Annotated in this window: 14 protein-coding genes and 3 pseudogenes; 12 read left to right on the top strand and 5 right to left on the bottom strand. The window is 49.5% G+C overall.

Annotated features, from left to right (window positions below; genetic code table 11):
* Positions 1–158: 158 nt before the first annotated feature.
* Positions 159–1,594, bottom strand: a pseudogene (nifB, locus tag ACM1PF_RS28580) (nitrogenase cofactor biosynthesis protein NifB).
* A 983-nt stretch (positions 1,595–2,577) separates the two neighbouring features.
* Here nifB and cysE point away from each other — a divergent pair.
* The 6 genes from cysE to nifT all read left to right on the top strand — a co-directional run bounded on the left by cysE (position 2,578) and on the right by nifT (position 6,272).
* Positions 2,578–3,438 (top strand): serine O-acetyltransferase, encoded by an 861-nt coding sequence (cysE, locus tag ACM1PF_RS28575; protein WP_416669573.1) that lies wholly within the window; start codon positions 2,578–2,580, stop codon positions 3,436–3,438.
* Positions 3,398–3,703: an Asr1405/Asl0597 family protein gene (locus tag ACM1PF_RS28570; protein WP_416669571.1), complete on the top strand. Its 306-nt coding sequence runs from the start codon at positions 3,398–3,400 to the stop codon at positions 3,701–3,703. Before cysE ends, ACM1PF_RS28570 begins: the two co-directional genes overlap by 41 nt.
* A 51-nt stretch (positions 3,704–3,754) precedes the next feature.
* The gene (locus ACM1PF_RS28565; protein ID WP_416669569.1) at positions 3,755–4,303 is read left to right on the top strand and encodes a Dps family protein; all 549 of its coding nucleotides are present in this window, start codon (positions 3,755–3,757) and stop codon (positions 4,301–4,303) included.
* 337 nt (positions 4,304–4,640) lie between these two features.
* Positions 4,641–5,792, top strand: a complete 1,152-nt coding sequence (gene nifV, locus ACM1PF_RS28560) for a homocitrate synthase (protein ID WP_416669567.1) — start codon at positions 4,641–4,643, stop codon at positions 5,790–5,792.
* Positions 5,782–6,060, top strand: coding sequence for a nitrogen fixation protein NifZ (locus ACM1PF_RS28555; protein WP_416669565.1), 279 nt, complete (start codon positions 5,782–5,784; stop codon positions 6,058–6,060). The genes nifV and ACM1PF_RS28555 overlap by 11 nt, the downstream gene beginning before the upstream one ends.
* Before the next feature lie 8 nt (positions 6,061–6,068).
* Entirely contained in the window at positions 6,069–6,272 is a 204-nt protein-coding gene (gene nifT / locus ACM1PF_RS28550) for a putative nitrogen fixation protein NifT (RefSeq protein WP_416669563.1), read from the top strand.
* 229 nt (positions 6,273–6,501) lie between these two features.
* Here nifT and ACM1PF_RS28545 read toward each other — a convergent pair whose 3' ends face one another.
* The 4 genes from ACM1PF_RS28545 to ACM1PF_RS28530 form a co-directional block, all read right to left on the bottom strand.
* Entirely contained in the window at positions 6,502–7,347 is an 846-nt protein-coding gene (locus tag ACM1PF_RS28545) for an acyl-CoA desaturase (RefSeq protein ID WP_416669562.1), read from the bottom strand.
* Between the two features lie 343 nt (positions 7,348–7,690).
* Positions 7,691–9,718, bottom strand: coding sequence for a magnesium-protoporphyrin IX monomethyl ester anaerobic oxidative cyclase (bchE, locus tag ACM1PF_RS28540; protein WP_416669560.1), 2,028 nt, complete (start codon positions 9,716–9,718; stop codon positions 7,691–7,693).
* A gap of 48 nt (positions 9,719–9,766) precedes the next feature.
* Positions 9,767–11,152 (bottom strand): oxygen-independent coproporphyrinogen III oxidase, encoded by a 1,386-nt coding sequence (gene hemN / locus ACM1PF_RS28535; RefSeq protein WP_416669558.1) that lies wholly within the window; start codon positions 11,150–11,152, stop codon positions 9,767–9,769.
* Positions 11,153–11,282: 130 nt separating this feature from the next.
* On the bottom strand, positions 11,283–12,041 hold the full coding sequence (locus ACM1PF_RS28530) for a biliverdin-producing heme oxygenase (protein ID WP_416669556.1): 759 nt from the start codon (positions 12,039–12,041) through the stop codon (positions 11,283–11,285).
* Positions 12,042–12,433: 392 nt separating this feature from the next.
* Here ACM1PF_RS28530 and acsF point away from each other — a divergent pair, with 392 nt between their 5' ends.
* From acsF to ACM1PF_RS28500, 6 genes and pseudogenes are all read left to right on the top strand, one after another.
* Positions 12,434–13,507 carry a magnesium-protoporphyrin IX monomethyl ester (oxidative) cyclase gene (acsF, locus tag ACM1PF_RS28525; protein WP_416669554.1) on the top strand — a complete coding sequence of 358 codons (1,074 nt, stop codon included), beginning with the start codon at positions 12,434–12,436 and terminating at the stop codon, positions 13,505–13,507.
* Positions 13,508–13,637: 130 nt separating this feature from the next.
* A complete protein-coding gene (locus tag ACM1PF_RS28520) occupies positions 13,638–14,945 on the top strand; it encodes an NF041680 family putative transposase (protein WP_416666339.1) in 1,308 nt (435 codons plus the stop codon).
* A gap of 280 nt (positions 14,946–15,225) precedes the next feature.
* Complete coding sequence (locus tag ACM1PF_RS28515; protein ID WP_416669552.1) at positions 15,226–15,768, top strand: transposase family protein; 543 nt, start codon at positions 15,226–15,228, stop codon at positions 15,766–15,768.
* 34 nt (positions 15,769–15,802) lie between these two features.
* Positions 15,803–16,714 (top strand): annotated as a pseudogene (tnpC, locus tag ACM1PF_RS28510) (IS66 family transposase); the annotation flags it as partial.
* Between the two features lie 37 nt (positions 16,715–16,751).
* A protein-coding gene (locus tag ACM1PF_RS28505) for an IS1 family transposase (RefSeq protein WP_416669550.1) occupies positions 16,752–17,455 on the top strand; the annotation gives its coding sequence in 2 pieces (ribosomal slippage) (positions 16,752–17,087 and positions 17,090–17,455; 702 coding nt in all).
* Between the two features lie 15 nt (positions 17,456–17,470).
* Positions 17,471–17,701, top strand: a pseudogene (locus tag ACM1PF_RS28500) (IS701 family transposase); the annotation flags it as partial.
* Positions 17,702–17,747: the final 46 nt, after the last annotated feature.

Below are 17,747 nucleotides of genomic sequence, written 5' to 3'. Positions count from 1 at the left end.
AAACTGGATGGGGGAGAACTGCCAGGTCGGGAACACAGCCTCGATGGGGGGGACAAATTGTCCAGCGCTGCGGTACAGCATAATCACCCACACAATCATTACAGCGTTCAGAATCAATTTGGTACTGTTGCTCATCACGACTCCCCCCTCCCTACTCCCTATCTCAAAACGTGTTCGTCGTAAAACTCCCTCGCCACCTTCTCAATTACGTCGTAGGCTTCCACTACTTTGAGTCCAGCTTCTCGCAGTTCCGCTTTGGGGCATTCCCCAACCTTAGAAACAAGAATCGCTTTACAGTCTGCGATCGCCTTGATCACATGCTCCAGCGTGGCATCTTCGCCATAGCCCGATTGACAATACTGATCAATCTTGCGGTGTCCGACGAATTTGGCTTCGTTGGCATCCACTTCAAAAATTTGGAATTCCTTAGCGTGACCAAAATGCTGGTTCACCAATCCGCCCCCCTTGGTTGCCACCGCCACCAGAACCTTAGGACTGTTCTTCACCCGCTCGCTGGGCTTCACTTTAGCTTTGGCTAGCTTGATTTCCGCTTTGAACTTCTCAATCCCTGCATGGACTTCCTGCCGCAGTTCTTGATCGTATTGCGGAGCCATTTCCATGAACTTGTCTTTGGTGAATTCCTGGCTGCGATCCTCACCTAAAAGCCCGACGGCATCGGCGCGACATTGACGGCAGTGGCGCATCATCTTCATGTTGCCGGAGCAATTGTCCTGAATGGATTTCAGCTCTTTCGGAGTTGGCCCCGCTGTCCGGTGAGTCCGAAGTGCGTACCGTGTTCTGGTGCAGAAATCAGGGGCATGATGTTGTGCAAGAAGGCACCCCGTTCCCGAATCGCCCGGTTCACTTCCACCAGATGCTCATCGTTAATGCCAGGAATCATCACTGAGTTGACCTTACAGAGGATATCAGCTTCCTTGAGTGCCTGTAAGCCTTCCATCTGCCGTTCGTGCAGGATTCTGGCAGCTTCTACCCCCTTGTAGCGTCTCCGTCCATAATGCACCCAGGGATAAATCTTGGCACCAATCTCCGGGTCGATCATATTAATGGTGATGGTGACGTGATCGATGTTGAGCTGTTTGATGCGATCGACGTAATCCGGCAACATTAGCCCGTTGGTAGAAAGACACAGCTTAATGTCAGGAGCTTTCTCAGCAATCCGTTCAAAGGTTTCAAAGGTTTTGTCTGGATTCGCCAACGGATCACCAGGGCCAGCAATGCCCAGAACCGTCATTTGGGGAATTTTGCCTGCAATCACCAGCACTTTGTGAGCGGCTTCTGCGGGAGTCAGTAATTCACTCACCACCCCTGGACGGCTTTCATTGGCGCAGTCAAATTTACGGTTGCAGTAGTTGCACTGGATGTTACAAGCCGGGGCAACTGCAACGTGCATCCGGGCGTAATGATGGTGGGCTTCTTCGCTGTAGCAAGGATGCTTTTCAATCCGGGCCCGCATCTTTTCATCAAGTTCATTGGCTGGTTGAGTGGAACTGCTGCAACCACAGCTACCGGACTTGGCTTTAGCCTGTGAGTCTGCGATGGCAGGGGAGAGGAGAGTGTTGGGTGGTGGTGTCATCGACTTTCAAAGGATGGGTGGATAAACCGCCACTGTGGGGATGCTGGTGCATCACTCCACTCACCTAAACTCCGGTATGAGAGCCAATTAAACCTGTTCTCAGTTGGAAGACTTAGTGACTGGCGTTAATAGGGTTATACCAGTCGTCCTCAGCCCAAATGCTGCGTTGCGTGAGGTCAAAATTATTGAAATATTAGGAATGTACTCAACCCTTGTATCCCGGTTGTCATCAGCATTTAAATATTTTCTGAGGATAGGGGTTTGAGTATTTTTGGAAGTAGGTATTAGTATTTAAGAGACTGAGGGTCTGGATTTCTTGCACTCAAGTAAAACCCAGACACGACAAGCTTTTGAGCGAAAAAATTATTTTTCCTTAAGGGTTTCTCCAGGTACTCAAACCGCAGTGAATCTCAGTTTGAATCACTCGTTAATCTTTCCAAATTTGTTTTCTGTATCTAAATTAGCATTCTCACATTTTATTTTGCAACTTGGTATACTTTTGGAAAAATTTAATATTTGAGTCGATCGATTATTGGTAGCCTATATAACAGAATAAAATGCGATCGTTTTCATTAAGTCACCCATCAAGGCAGGAAAACGGTGCATTGCAAAATAACGAACGGGGTTAGAGCAAACGCTCAAAGGATGCGTCTCGGTTCACTCGATCAGGCTGGAAGGAACCTGACGTTGAGTACAGTTTTAGACCCAGCAAACAGTCCTTTGAGATCTCCACAGCTCTAACCTATATTGGGTTTGGGCTTGAGTGTAGAATTACAAGCCCCCTTTGTGATAAATACTGATACCCCGACATTAAAATACCAGCACCCCTTCCCTCAAGCGATTTTCAAAAGCTTGCTAACAGGGCATTTTCGTCACTGAGTACATCACTAATATCTTAATAAATTCAACTTAAAAAAATAAAAAATTGGGGAGAAGGCATCTGATATACAGAAAACACGACTTGCCCTCAACCCTCAACAGCAATGTTTCAGCTTTACGATCGGTTCCTCACCCAGCAAGCCACAAGCATTCAACGCACGCTCACGGCAACGATTAGCAACGTCACGTCCCAAGCAGGACTGCTATGGTCTTTGATCGATGGAATTCAGCTTTCTGCCGAGCAATGCCAGCTCAAATGGATGCAAGACATTCCCCTGGTAGAAGATCTCCGCATGATCTTTGAGCGTGATCCAGCCGCTCGTCATTGGCTAGAAGTCATTTGCTGTTATCCTGGCTTCCATGCCATTGCCTGTCACCGCTTTGCCCATTGGCTCTATCGCCGCAACGTTCCCTTCTTTCCCCGCTTCATTTCTCATCTGAGTCGGTTTCTGACCGGAATTGAAATTCATCCAGGGGCCGTTCTGGGTCAAGGGGTTGTGATTGATCACGGGATGGGTGTTGTGATTGGTGAAACGGCGATCGTCGGAGATTACACGCTGATTTACCAGGGGGCAACCCTGGGTGGTACTGGCAAAGAGACGGGTAAACGCCATCCAACCGTGGGCTGCCATGTTGTGATTGGCGCGGGAGCTAAGGTACTCGGCAACATTTTCATTGGCGATCACGCCCGAATTGGCGCAGGTTCAGTGGTACTACGAGATGTTCCTGCCCATTGCACGGCAGTCGGTGTACCTGGTCGCAATATCTGTCGGACAAATACACAAAATTGCCCTTTAAATCATGAGCAAACGCCCGATCCAGATGCGATCGTCCTTCGTGCCCTGATCGATCGAATCGATACGCTCGAACAGCAATTACAAACCCTAAAACTGCAAACCTTAGCATTCTCTGGAAGTCAAACCCATGCAAACGCCCTCCAGTCCAAATGCCCTGACGGACGGTAATGTCCCAATGGAAACGAATCTCCCGATGGAACAAGTGGTTGAAATTTCACGATGCGATCGCTGGCAAGTTCACAATCGCTTGCGATCGTTAAGGATTTCCTGCTCTTGTCCTACCGATGGTTCCCTACGAGTTGAAATGCATCATGGCATTGAGTTGGTCTTGATTCGCAGCGTGATTCAACAGTTTGTCGCGCCTCGTCAGGAGTTAGTCAATTGGTTAGAAAGATGCTGGTCTACCGCAGAAGTGTGTAGAGAAAAGCCTTGATCAGCCAATGTTTGTTGAACGTTCGCAAAACAACAGTTAAGGAGAATTGGAATGACGCAGCTACAGACAGTAGTACGAGAATTTGGTCAGGTGGGGGATAATCCCGTTGGTTTTGCTGAAGAAATTACAGTTCCCATTTGTGAAGGCTTAAATTTGGTCTTTGCCAGTTTTCAAGGGCTGTATCTGCAATACCAAAAACATCATTTTGTGGTGGAAGGGGCAGAATTTTATTCGCTTCATGAATTCTTCCAGGAAGGTTACGAAGCGGTCAAAGATCATGCCCATGACCTGGCAGAGCGTCTGAATGGTCTGGGGGGAGTGCCAGCGGCAAGCTTTGGTAAATTGGCAGAACTCTGCTGCTTTACGCCAGAACCCGATGGCATCTACGCATCTCGTTCAATGGTGGAGCATGATTTGCAAGCAGAGCAGTCCATCATTGACTTGATTCGACGGCAGGCATCTCAGGCAGAGAGTATTGGCGATCGGGCAACTCGCTATCTCTATGAGCAAATCTTGCTGAAAACAGAAGATCGGGCGTTTCACCTGTCCCATTTTCTGGCGGATGATAGTTTGGTTTATCTGTCCCGGAATGGCGGATAGATCAGCTTGTCTAGTTTGATTCCGTTCGTTTGTGTTCAATGGGTAGATTTCTACCCCACGAGAGTTCAAGTTGTCTGGTTTGATTCGTTCGTTTATTCCCGTAGTACCCTGTTGTTCGATCGCTGATTTATCGCGTGAATTCACTTTTCTGTAGTTAGGAGTTCGTTATGTTCACCACCTTTAGTTTTCTTTGTTTGTTTTTGTTATGTTCATTCGTTCATGCCTACCTTCTTGATCAGATTCTGAAGGATGCCCATCGGCGACCCAGACCTTCTGCACCGATACAGTCCCCTGATCTGTAACGAGTCCACCTTGATGTCGAAGTTGAGAGAACCCTATGAGTGAACCCGTGAAAACCCAAACCGTTCAAATGAATGATACGACTCTACGCGATGGTGAACAGGCCGCTGGTGTGGCATTCACCGTAGAGGAGAAGGTTTCGATCGCCCGTTTTCTGGATGCGATCGGCGTTCAGGAGTTGGAAGTGGGCATTCCTGCCATGGGGCAGGAAGAAACCAGAGCGATTCGAACGATCGTTGATTTGGGCTTAAACGCCAGGCTGTTGGGCTGGAACCGTGCCGTCATTTCGGACATTCAAGCTTCAATCGCCTGCGGGTTGACGCGGGTTCACGTTTCTATTCCCGTGTCTGAAATTCAAATTGAGGCCAAGTTTCATGGACAGTGGCGCGTCATGCTGAATCGCCTCCGGGAAGTGATCAGTTTTGCGCTGGATCAGGGTCTATCCGTCGCGGTCGGTGGAGAAGATTCTTCCAGGGCAGATGAGTCCTTCTTGCTGGATGTAGCGGCCTATGCCCAGGCTTGCGGTGCATTTCGGTTCCGATTTTGCGATACGGTAGGAATTCTAGATCCCTTTACTACATTTAACAAAGTGCGTCCCCTGGTGCAATCCTTGCAGATTCCGATCGAAATGCACACGCACAATGATTTGGGATTGGCCACGGCAAATGCACTGGCTGGAGTCCGGGCAGGGGCAACCTCAGTCAATACCACGGTCAATGGACTGGGAGAACGGGCGGGAAATGCTGCTCTGGAAGAAGTGGTGATGGCGTTAAAATGCATTCATCAGGTTGATTCTGGGATTGATACCCGTCATTTACTGGAACTCTCCCGGTTAGTCTCCCAGGCTTCCAACTGTCCGGTTCCTCCCTGGAAGGCGATCGTGGGTGAAAATGCCTTCGCCCATGAAGCTGGAATTCATGCCCACGCAGTGCTGCAAAATCCTGTCACCTATCAACCGTTTGATCCAGCAGAAGTTGGCTGGGAGCATCAGTTTGTGGTCGGCAAACATTCTGGTCGCCACCTGGTACAGGCTGTTTTGCAACAACACGGAATCCTGTTGAATGCGGAGGAAGCTCAAATCGTATTACAAGCTGTTCGCGATCGAGCGGTTCAAGTGAAGCGCAGTTTAACGCCGGACGAACTGCTCAGTTTAGCCTCACCTAAGGGAGAACTGTCCTATGCAACCTGATGAATTAGAGCTAAATTTGCCCCCCTATTTTGAAATTGGTGAGAAAGTCCGTACCCGCAAGCTGATCCGCAATGATGGCACTTTCCCAGGACAGGAGATTGGAGCCACTTTAGCAAAAAAAGGAGAGGTGGGTTATGTGATCAGCGTTGGGACATTTTTGCAGTCTTCCTACATCTACGCAGTGCATTTTCTCCACACTGGATTTGTGGTCGGATGCCGACGCAAAGAATTAGAACAAGTTGAACCAATTTATTCACAAGAAAGCTGAGAATTAACATGAAAGTGATGCTGCGTCGTAATCCATCTGGAACACTCCTGGTCTATGTTGCGAAAAAAGATTTAGAAGAAGAGGTGATCGCTGAAGCCGAAACGGAAGCAGGCAGGGTATTTACCCTGGCGAATGGTTGGGAACTGGTTGCGCCTGGTCTGGTAGAACCCCTCCAACTCCCCCAGACGATCGAGATGAAGCGGTTGGCTTAAGCTGTGTTTTGAACCCTGCGATCCTGCCTAAACTTCCTTAGAAATACAAACTCAATTACCTGAAATTCTTGTGGGGTGGGCATCTTGCCCGCCCAGTCAAAGAAGCAGAACCATAGGCAGGTGATTTAGTCCACGCTCCTTAGAAAAAACACGCCAGAGGTTTTCTGGCGTGTTGCGCGTGAATCAGAAGATGACTTAAGGTAGGACAGCAAAAAAGCGTTCTGCTCAATTAATTTGTTGCGGATTGGGGAGGCATCACGACCTTTCGAGCCAGACCAACCGTTTTTAACAGTGCGATCGCCCACCAGGTAATGTCCAGTTCCCACCAACGCCAGCCCGCCTTCGCCACATTGGGATGAGCATGATGGTTGTTATGCCAGCCTTCTCCATAGGTAAAGATGGCAGCCCACCAGAGATTGCGAGAATTGTCTTCAACCTGGAAGGTACGATAGCCCCACATATGGGTGACAGAGTTAATCATCCAGGTGGTATGCCACAGCAACACAGCCCGCAGGAACACACCATAGACCACAAATGACCAACCTCCCAGAACGTACAGCAACAAAGCGATCGGAAGCTGTAAGAGAATAAAGTAGCGATTCAGCCAGCGATAGAAGGGATCGCGCACCAAATCAGGAGCAAACCGTTTGTAACGCTCATACTCAAAGAAATCGGGACGGGGATAGAAAATCCACATCATATGGCTCCACCAGAAGCCTTTACGGGCAGAGTAGGGGTCTTTCACTTCGTCTTCGGTGTAGGCATGATGCAACCGGTGCCCTGCGACCCAGAAGATCGGCCCCCCTTGCAAAGCGGCTGCCCCAATGATGGCGATCGTATATTCCAACCATTTCGGCACTTCAAAACTACGATGGCTTAAGAGTCGATGATATCCCAAACAAATGCCGATGCTGCCAAATAGCCAGTGGAGCAGCAGTAATACTCCCAATGCTGACCAGGAAAAGCACCAGAGGGATAGTAAGGCCAGGGCATGAACGCTGGTGAAAAATACGACAGCGACCCAGTCCAGTTTCAAGGGTTCTTGGGGAACTGTTGTTTCGTAATTCAATGTCATTAATGTTTCCTCAACCACACGAGAAATAAAGAGGGGGAGTGGGGAGTAGGGAGTGGGGCGACCGGGTTACACGACTTGCCTGGGATGGTGAGATTTTACCCTGGTTGACTGACAAAACTTCTCAGTCAAGACCCTGAAAGCCCTCACCCTAGCCCTCTCCCCAGGGGAGAGGGAACTAAAAAAGTGAATCGCTCCCCTCGCCCTTTGGGAGAGGGGTTGGGGGTGAGGGCACACAACTTTTGACAGTCAATCAGGGTTTTACCCACCCCTAACCCCTCCCAGGAGGGGAGGTAAGAGGGATTCTAACGTTCCCCTCTTGGGAAGGGCAGGGGTGGATGAAACCTCAAACGGGGACAGGTGGATCAACGATCGCTGGATCACGGTAGCTTCCGGTGCGATAGGTTGTTCGTACGGCATCCGCCAGTTGTTGAAGGGGAGCATCCTTCAGGCATACCGCATCTGCTCCGGCGGCGATCGCCTCCGATAGTCGGGATTGTTGTTCTGGCGTGGCTAACACCAGAATACGAGAAGCGGTGACGTAGGAGTTTGCCTGTACTTTGCGCGCCATGCGAATGAATTTGGCAATATTCATATCCGGCAGGGTTGCATCAATCACTGCGACATCCACATCGATCGATTCTAACAGTACCAGACCCGTTTCTGCATTCGTCGCTTCACTGGCGACTTCAATGCCGTCCTGCGATCGTAAATCCATTCGCAAGTTGATGCGAGTTTGTTGATCGGACTCCACGATCGCCACCTGAATAATTTCATGGAGCGGTTGGGGCAGACTGGGATGGGACTCACATTCAGCGGCATCACTGGGCGCACCACAGGCGGAAATCGTACCGACGAAATCAATATCTGCCGGGCGATCGTGCTTGAGCTGAGCCATTTGTTCGGCGGTGAGAATTCTGGATTCATCAAAGCCAAACTCAATTTCAGTCTGTAGCCCTTTCTGCTTCACCCGTTTCAGGTTATAGAACCGTTTGTTCAAAGTCGTCTTGACAAAGGCCCAGAGGCATCCGAGCAAATAACGCCGCTTAAACGGATCTTTTTCAAACCAGTATTCCCAAAACTTCCAGCCATAAAAGCGGGCATAGTTGTGGAGTACGGCCTTCAGCAGGTCTTCCCGCGTCATGTTGTCCGGCTTAATAATGGGCGTAACGAAGTTGTAGTGGGAATAATCGCGGATTTCCACCTTGTCCGCCACATCCTGAAACAACTCCGAGAAAGGCCAGGGGGTATACATATTCCAGTTGGCCATGTCCGCCTGCCAATCCCGCGCCATGCGGTAGGTCTCCTCGATCGTCTCCGGGCATTCATTCGGCAAGCCCATGATGAACTGCACTTCTGCCAGAATTCCATTTTGCCGCAGGAGTTGAACGGCGCGCTTATTATCGGCGATCGTGGTTTCCTTGCGGAACACATTCAGGTTCAGTTGGGCAGCCGCCTCCGTCCCCAGGGAAACATGCACCAATCCGGCTTTGCGATAGAGCGGTAGTTCTTTCTCATCGCGCAGCACGTCCGTCACCCGCGTATTAATGCCCCAGTGCACCTTCAGATTGCGATCGATCAATTCATTGCACAGAGCCACAAACCGGGATTTGTTAATCGTTGGCTCCTCATCAGCCAGGATGAAAAAGCCCACGTTGTAGTCTTTCACGAGCCGTTCAATTTCATCTACAAACTGCTTGGGAGAACGGGAACGATACTTGCGCCAGAACTTCCACTGGGAACAAAACCGACAGCGAAATGGACAACCCCGAGCATAGTTGGGTACAGCCACGCGCGTATTCAGCGGCGTGTAAATGTACTTGTCCCAATCCAGCAAACTCCAATCTGGAGTCAACGTATTCAAGTCTTTGATCGGTGGATGGGCCGGCGTAGCGACCACCCTACCCGCCTCCAGGAAGGCAATGCCCAAGATCTCGCGTTTGTCTTGTTCATCCGTACCATTGGCGATCGATCGCAGCAAATTGACTGTAATCTCCTCGCCTTCCCCGCGAATGATGTAATCAATCCACGGTGCCTCATGCAGCACCTCCCGATACATATAGGTCGGATGCACACCACCCATGATCGCTTTGGCATTCGGGCAAACCTCTTTAACCAGCCTCAATGTGCTCTGAGACTTGTAAATCATGGGGGTGATCGCCGTTGCCAGCACCACATCTGGCTGATAAGCCCTGATCTGTTCTGCCAGTTCACCATCCTCAATATGGTTACTCATGGCATCAATAAAGTGAACCTCGGTGAAGCCAGCCGTCTTTAAGGCTCCACCCACATAGGGAACCCAACTGGGGGGCCAATTGCCCGCAATTTCTGCCCCCCCCGAATGATAATTGGGTTGAATCATCAGGATACGCATACCCATCCTCCTGCCTTGAGTGAATTGTTGCTCGAATCAGCCTGATGCTCAGATGGCTCTGGAAAAATTGGCAATAATCCGATCGCGCAAGTAAGAGTCAAACACAGCGGCGATATTGCGAATCAGCAAGCGTCCTGGCGGAGTCACTTCAATGCGATTAGCAATGATTCTGACCAAACCATCGTCTGCTAAGGCCCTCAGATCTGCCAGTTCGACTGCGAAATAGTCATCAAAGTCCAGGTGATATTTCGTTTCGATCGTGTGCTTCGACAAACTAAAATGACACATCAACTGCATGATAATTTCCCGTCGAATCACATCATCTCGATGCAAATTGATGCCCTTTTCAACGGGGGGTTGCCTGTAGTCGATCGCTTGATAGTAATCCTTCAGCCGCTTGTGATTTTGAAAATAAGCATCATGCAGCATGCTGATGGACGTTAGCCCAAAGCCCAGAAGTTCTGCCTCCGGTTGCGTCGTATAGCCCTGGAAGTTGCGCTTGAGCTGACCGTTGTGCTGAGCAACCGACAGTTCATCATCAGGTTTGGCGAAGTGATCCATGCCGATGTAGTAATAGCCGCTACGGGTCAACTCTGCGATCGCCATTTGTAAAATGTCCAGCTTTTCCTGGGGAGAGGGCAAAGCCTGTTCCGAAATGTTCTTTTGGACGGGTTTAAGCCAGGGAATATAGGCAAAGTTGAAGATAGCGATGCGATCGGGATTCAACTGAACGGTTTTTTGAATTGTTTCTTCAAAAGTCCGCAACGTTTGATGGGGCAATCCGTAGATCAAATCAACATTGACGCTATCGAATTGCGCCTGCCGAATCCAGTCCATTGCCCCGAACAGCAATTCCTCCGGCTGTACCCGATTGACCGCTGCCTGCACCTGAGGATTGAAATCTTGAATACCAAAACTTACCCGGTTAAAGCCGATTTCCCGCAACGCTTGAATGTAGGGTTGATCCACGTAGCGAGGATTGATCTCGATGGAAATTTCCGCATCCGGTGCGAAATTAAAATTATCGTGGATGGCCCGCCACAATAATTCCACCTGCTCCAGGGTCAAATAATTGGGGGTTCCTCCACCCCAGTGCATTTGCACCACGGGCTTACGGGAGTCTAGCTGGGCTGCGGTTTGATGAATTTCTTTAATTAAATAGTTCAGGTAGGAAGATGCCACATTTCGATTGTTAGAAACGATGACATTACAACCACAGAAATAACACGCACTCTGACAAAAGGGAATGTGAACGTAAAGGGATAAGGGAGATGAACGCTGATTCAAAGCGGCGATCGCCTGTTGATGATCAAAGAGATTAAAGTCGGTTCTGAGTTCTGTTGCGGGAGGATAGCTGGTGTAACGTGGCAAAGGTTGATCATATTTCTTGAGTAACTCCGTATCAAATTGCACCGTTGGTGATAAATACTTCATGCAGATAGGTTCTCCTCGAATCGTTATTTAATCTTCAATCTCTGGTTGCAAAATCTCTATTTGTATTCCCACAGCATTCCATAGGGTGGGCATTGCCCACCCTACAAGCGATCTTTAACCTGGATCGGAGCTAGATGCTATACTCAACTGCTGGTTCTTTCAGGGTACTGGAAACGGGTCGTTCGGTTGCTCCAGGAATAGTTTGTCGTGTTAGCAGATCAAACACATGCTCACCAATGGCGGCAATAACATCCTCTTCCAGTTCATGGACGACATCACGGTTCAGCTCAAACGCATAATTGGCTTCATCGACAATCCGTTGAATCGTGGCATCATCTACAGATAATGCATTGAGCGTATCCCGGTACGTTTCTTTGAACGCCCGCTTTGCTTCCACCGTTGGCAGTTGCTCAAACTCATGTAGTGCAGTTCCCTGTTCCTCCGGCAAGTTCAAGGCTGAACGCACAATTTTTCTCAATGCCTGCCCACCCGAGAGATCGCCCATATAGCGAGTGTAGGCATGGGCAATCAGCAACACAGGATCGGTACTGGCGACTTGATGAATCCGATCGACATAAATCTGTCCTGCGGGCAGGGGAACAATCTGTTCTCGCCAGTTGTCACCATAGTAAAATGCCAGGTCGCGTTCCAGGCTTGCCGTCCGGTTTAGCTCTGGGAAATACATCTGTCCGACGATCGGATCATCTTGATGGCGACGAAATTCTGTTTCTAATGCGTCATAGACTAGATACAGATTTGCCAACAGCTTGCGGAAGGGTTCCCGTTCCACAATCCCTTTGAGGAAGCACTTCATGAATGCGGTATTCTCTGCGGCGGTGTGGGATTGCTGGGTTCCTTCGCGCAGGCGTTGGGCTAAATCATGAGTCATCTTAAACACCTCATTACCTAAAAATGGTGATGTTGACCAATACCCATTGCCATTCTGATGTGGAGCAAAGGGTAAAAACAGCAGAGCGATCGGAGAACCCTCCAGAGGAGAACCCTCTCACTTCTTTTTGAACTTTATAACTATTGAGTTATCAAAGTCAAACGTTTTAATTAATTCATTTTTAGCCATTTTATTTAAACCGCCATGAACAAGCACTCCCAAACCCTGAGCCTAACAGGTGTTGAAGTTACATTATGAGTTTGCGCAGTGATCCTGTAAACATTTGTGTGGCACAGCTTCATCTATTGTTACCAGGATATCACTGGTCGAAGGGAACAAACGGATGTAATATAACTCGATAGCTATCAAATCATCAGAAACTATAGAACGTTATGGTCAACTCGCTGCCACAGCCTACTCTGGAGACAACGGAAGCCAGGACAAAAGTGATTAAGGAAAACATCCTTACGCCTCGGTTTTATACGACAGATTTTGAAACGGCCGCAGAACTCGATCTATCCAGCCAGGATACTGAACTGCAAGCAATGTTGACAGAAATGCGGGCAGACTACAACCGCCATCACTTTGTCCGGGATGAGTCCTTCAATCAGTCATGGGATCATATTACTGGAGAAGCCCGTCAGGCATTTGTGGATTACCTGGAGCGATCGTGTGTTTCGGAGTTTTCCGGCTTTTTGCTGTTTAAGGAACTCTCCCGCAAGCTGAAGGGTCGTAGCCCTTTGCTGTCTGAAATGTTTAGTCTGATGGCGCGGGATGAAGCTCGTCATGCGGGTTTCCTGAATAAGGCGATGGCGGATTTCGGCTGCACGATGGATTTGGGCTATCTCACCAAGAATCGGGTTTATACCTTCTTTCCGATCGAATGGGTGATTTATACGGTTTATCTTTCGGAGAAGATTGGCTACTGGCGATACATCATTATTTACCGTCATCTGGAAAAGCATCCTGAAAACCAGTTTTATCCCCTGTTTCGCTACTTTGAAAGCTGGTGTCAGGATGAAAACCGGCATGGCGATATTTTTAAGGCCCTATTGCGATCGCAGTCTAAACTCTGGCAAACTCGGAGATCTCGCTGGTGGAGTCGCTTTTTCCTGCTGACGGTCTTTGCCACCCACACCTTAACAGTGCATGAACGATCTGAGTTCTACCACACGCTAGGACTTGACCCCACGGAATTTGATCGGGAAGTCATTCGCCAAACGAACGAAACCGCAGCCCGCGCTTTTCCATCGGTTCTTAATACCGATCATCCCCAGTTTTTCCAGCGGCTCCACCACTGCTCTGATCTCAACTTAAAAATGGCTGAAATCGATCGCACTTCTCAACCGAAATGGCTGAAAGTATTACGCAAAGTGCCATTCCAACTGGCGATCGTCGGTCATTTGTTGCGGATTTATTTACTGAAACCAATCGATGCGGAAGCTCTGAGAGAAACAATTCGGTAGCTATCGCAAACCCTGTTTAGATCTCCCCTAGCCCCTTAAAAACTGGAGTTTAGACTAATTGGGAAAGAAAAGCAGCCAAACCCGACGGTTTGGCTGCTTAATGGTCATGTTGCATCAATAATGATTGACCATGACTAATTTTGACCGCTTGAGGGCGTTTCGACATAAATCCTACATGCTGATTGGCAACGGCAAGGATGCTCTCTTCGACCTGATGGATGCCGTGCTAGTGAGCCGCAGTGTGTACTCCTTTGCCGAACTGTCGGTTGCCCCTGTCTTTCGACGCCAATGGCCGAGTTTGTATGAAGCCCTACAGGATAGCAACCCGCCTCGACTGGAGTGGATGGGGTTGTACCTGGAGCAAATGCCCCAGGACGAACGGGTTGTCTTAGCGGGAGACCACACGGCATGGTCAAGGTTACAGGCACAAACCCTGCGAGAACGGACGTATGAACATCAAGCAACTCCGATGAGTGGAGCCAAACCGGTGACGTTGGGACAAGGATATAGTACGATTGCGTGGATTCCAGAGGAGCAGGGCAGTTGGGCATTACCGTTGCTGCATGAACGCATCACTAGCGCAGAGAGCCCCATTAGCAAGGCAATAGTGCAATTGCGTCAGGTGTGTGAGCAGTTCCAGGTTCGTCCCTTATCTTTGTGGGATGCCGAATATGGCTGTGCCCCATTCCTCAATGGTACGGCGGATATTGCTTGTGACAAGTTGATTCGGTTGCGTTCCAATCGAGTACTGTATGGACCACCGCCTGTTTATAGCGGAACGGGTCGTCCTCGGCAGTATGGGGAGAAGTTCAAACTTAACGATGCCACCACCTGGTGGTCATCTGATGCCGAACTCCAGGTAGAAGAGTCCCGGTGGGGACGATTACACGTGCGGATGTGGTCATCAATGCGACTGCGACGCGTTGCCAACCAGACGATCTGGTTAATTCAACTGCAACGCCTCCATGACTCTGCCCTCCACCCCGCCAAACCTTTGTGGCTAATTTGGGTGGGACAAGCACCACCCGACTTAGAGACGGTGTGGCAACAGTATTTCCGTCGCTTTGCCATTGACCACTGGTATCGCTTCGCTAAGCAACGATTGCACTGGACGTTACCCCAGTTGGCAACGCCCGAACAATCCGAACGCTGGAGCGATCTGATGCCCTTGCTCACCTGGCAGTTGTGGTTGGCTCGTTGCCACGTCCAGGACTCCCCCCTGCCCTGGCAAAAGTCATCTGCTAAGCTATCTCCGGGACGAACCGCAAATGCCTTTGCCTCTGTTTTAGCGTTGATTGGCACACCTGCCCCCCCGCCCAAACCACGCGGAAAGTCACCGGGGTGGACTCCAGGGCAACCCCGTTCCCGCCGTATTCGCTATCCAACGGTCAAAAAGCGCTTCACCAGACCCAAGAAGGTGGCGAACAAGACCGCTTAACCACTAAATTTTTCCCAATCTTCAGTCTCGCTCAATCCAGATAAGGGGGTTGGGCTATTTCTGCTGTGATTAGTCTAAACTCCAGTTAAAAAAGGGGAAACCAAGCCGACAAAGGTTTGAAGTCCCCCTTAAAAGGCTACCGTGTACACAGATCTTGACTGAGAGGCTCAAACCCTGATAGATCCCCCTCAATCCCCCTTAAAAAGGGGGACTTCTAATGGCTCTTCCGGATCCGGGGTGAAAACCGTATAATAGAATACTTTTAGTGGGAGTTTCGCCAATGGACTTTCATCTTGATGCATTGCTGAATTTTCCTCATGTTACGGTTGAAAGTTGCACTCAACAAAGCAATGAAGTGTACTTAAAGCTGCGCTTGCTCAATGAGGAAGCTAACTGTCCCCACTGTCAGACATTGAGTTCAGGGGTTCATCAAAATCGAGCGATTTTAATCCGGGATTTATCAATTTTTGGTCAAGTCACTTACCTGAAAGTTCCTCGTCGTCAGTTTTATTGCCGTGATTGTCAACGTTATTTCACCAAAGCATTGACATTTATGGATGAAGGACATCAGTATACCCGACGATATGAGGAGCATATTTATCAGCAAGTGCAACTGTCCAGTATTGAACAAGTTAGCCGAGTAGAAGGATTAAGTTTTGACCGGATTCAAGGAATCTTTAAGCATCAGTACGCTCAGAAAAAAACTCTGGATGGGAGGGAGTTAAACGGGTCGGAATTGGTAAGGATTCAGGTGGGGTTGACAGGAAGCACAGAAACGGTAACGTGGAAGCATGAAGCCAATCGAGATCCCGCGGCTACCTGAACGCGAGATGCTGCTGCAAAGCCCGCCCGAAGTGCTGGTGGAGATCATTCTAGCGCAGCAAAAAATGCTCGAACAACTGGCAGAGGAAATCGAGCGGTTGAAGCAACGGGTCAGTAGTGATAGTCAGAGTTCGTCGAAGCCGCCGTCGAGCGATGTGCATAAACGCTCAGAGAAGCCACGTGAGGAGCGAGAACCCGACGAGACGACAACGAACGGTGAGGATCTAAAGCGTAAAGCTGGGGGACAACCTGGGCATAGGGGCAAAACACGGAAAGGATTTGGACGAGTAGATCGCATTGAGGTATTGCGCCCGGAGTGCTGTGGGGGTTGTGGAGGAGCGAGATTTGAGTCAGAGCCTGTGCGAGTGCAGTCTCAAAGCGTAGCGCAACTGGTGGAACGCCCGATAGAAGTGGTGGAGTATCAGCAGCAGAGCTATGCGTGTGCCTGCTGCGGAGCAGTGGTGACCGCAGCGATGCCAGCGGACGTGGTAGCAGGGCAAAGCTTGGGGGCGAGTTTACAAGCACTGTTGGTGTGGTTAAGCAACTATGGGCATTTATCCTATGAAAAGCAACAGGAACTCTTGCTAGAACTCGGCGGGATTGAGGTGGGCACAGGGACGCTGCAAGCAACGAATGCGCGAATGGCACAGCAGGTGAACTGCCTCGTTGCAGACCTTGGGGAATGGGTGAAAGACCAACCGCATGTGCCTGTGGACGAGTTGCCCTGGCTCGTCAAAGGGGTGAAAGAATGGATGTGGGTGATTGCGGGCGTTGGATTTGTGTTGTTTCACGCCGCTGATACTCGCAGCAGAGGCGAACTGGAACACCTGCTCGGCAAGAGTTTCTCCGGATGCCTCAGTTCCGATGACTTTAGCGTCTACAACGGCTATGCGGTATCGGCGCAACAGAAGTGTCTGGCGCATTTGCGACGGCATTTCAAGAAAGTGCGTTGCATAATTGAAAAATGATTTAGGGTAATCTGCAATGCAATGTCCAGAGTGTGGGGCTACTCATATCCGTAAAAACGGTAAGAGGAAAGGTAAGCAAAATCACATTTGTGTCGCTTGTGGTCGTCAGTTCATTGATACCTACGACCCGCATCGAGGGTACTCAGACGAGTTCAGACGCGAATGCATCAAGATGTATCTCAACGGCTCTGGGTTTCGAGCGATCGAACGGGTCAAAGGAGTACACCATACCACGGTCATTACCTGGGTGCAGCAGGTCGCAACGCGCCTGCCGGACGCCTATGCACCGGAAACGCCCCCCGAAGTTGGAGAACTCGACGAATTGGAAACCTTTGTCGGCTCAAAAAAAACAAGATTTGGCTATGGACAGCCGTTGACCACTTCAAAAAGGGAATTTTAGGCTGGGTTCTGGGTGACCATAGTGCTGAAACCTTTGTCCCACTCTGGCAGACTGTGGCGGACTGGAACTGCTATTTCTACGTCACTGATGGGTGGTCGGTGTATCCCGGCTTCATTCCCGATGGCGATCAGATTGTCAGCAAAACGTATATGACTCGAGTTGAAAGTGAGAACACTCGCTTGCGGCACTATCTGGCTCGACTGCATCGCAAAACGCTGTGCTACTCCAAAGCCGTAGAAATGCTGGCTCACTCTGTTCGGTTGTTACTTCACTACCTCTGGTTTGACGATGTTCCAGTTCCTCCGAGGTTCATCTCTTGATTCAGCAACGCCCAGTTTGCCAGACATCCTTGGTGGAACAATTAAGGCGGTTGGCAGAATTTATTGAATAACCTGCGATTGATCATTCAACCGTTGATTTGTTTCAACTGGCTCAAACGATGGTTGGAGGTTTTCCCGATCGCATCATTAGAAGCTGGATTTGAGCAATTGATGCACCAGATGAATCAGTTTGTCTGTCCACTGGTGCGTTGTTTGAACTGGCAACTGATCTTTTCATCCGCTTAGAGTGATTAAAGAGGGTTAGAATGCAAAACCCGAAAAGGAAGGTCAA

Origin of the sequence: Egbenema bharatensis FJBBOT/2019, assembly GCF_048077055.1 — a bacterium.
GTDB lineage: Bacteria > Cyanobacteriota > Cyanobacteriia > Elainellales > Elainellaceae > Egbenema > Egbenema bharatensis.
The sequence above is the reverse complement of the archived record's forward strand: the minus strand, read 5'-3'. Positions and strand labels throughout refer to the sequence as shown.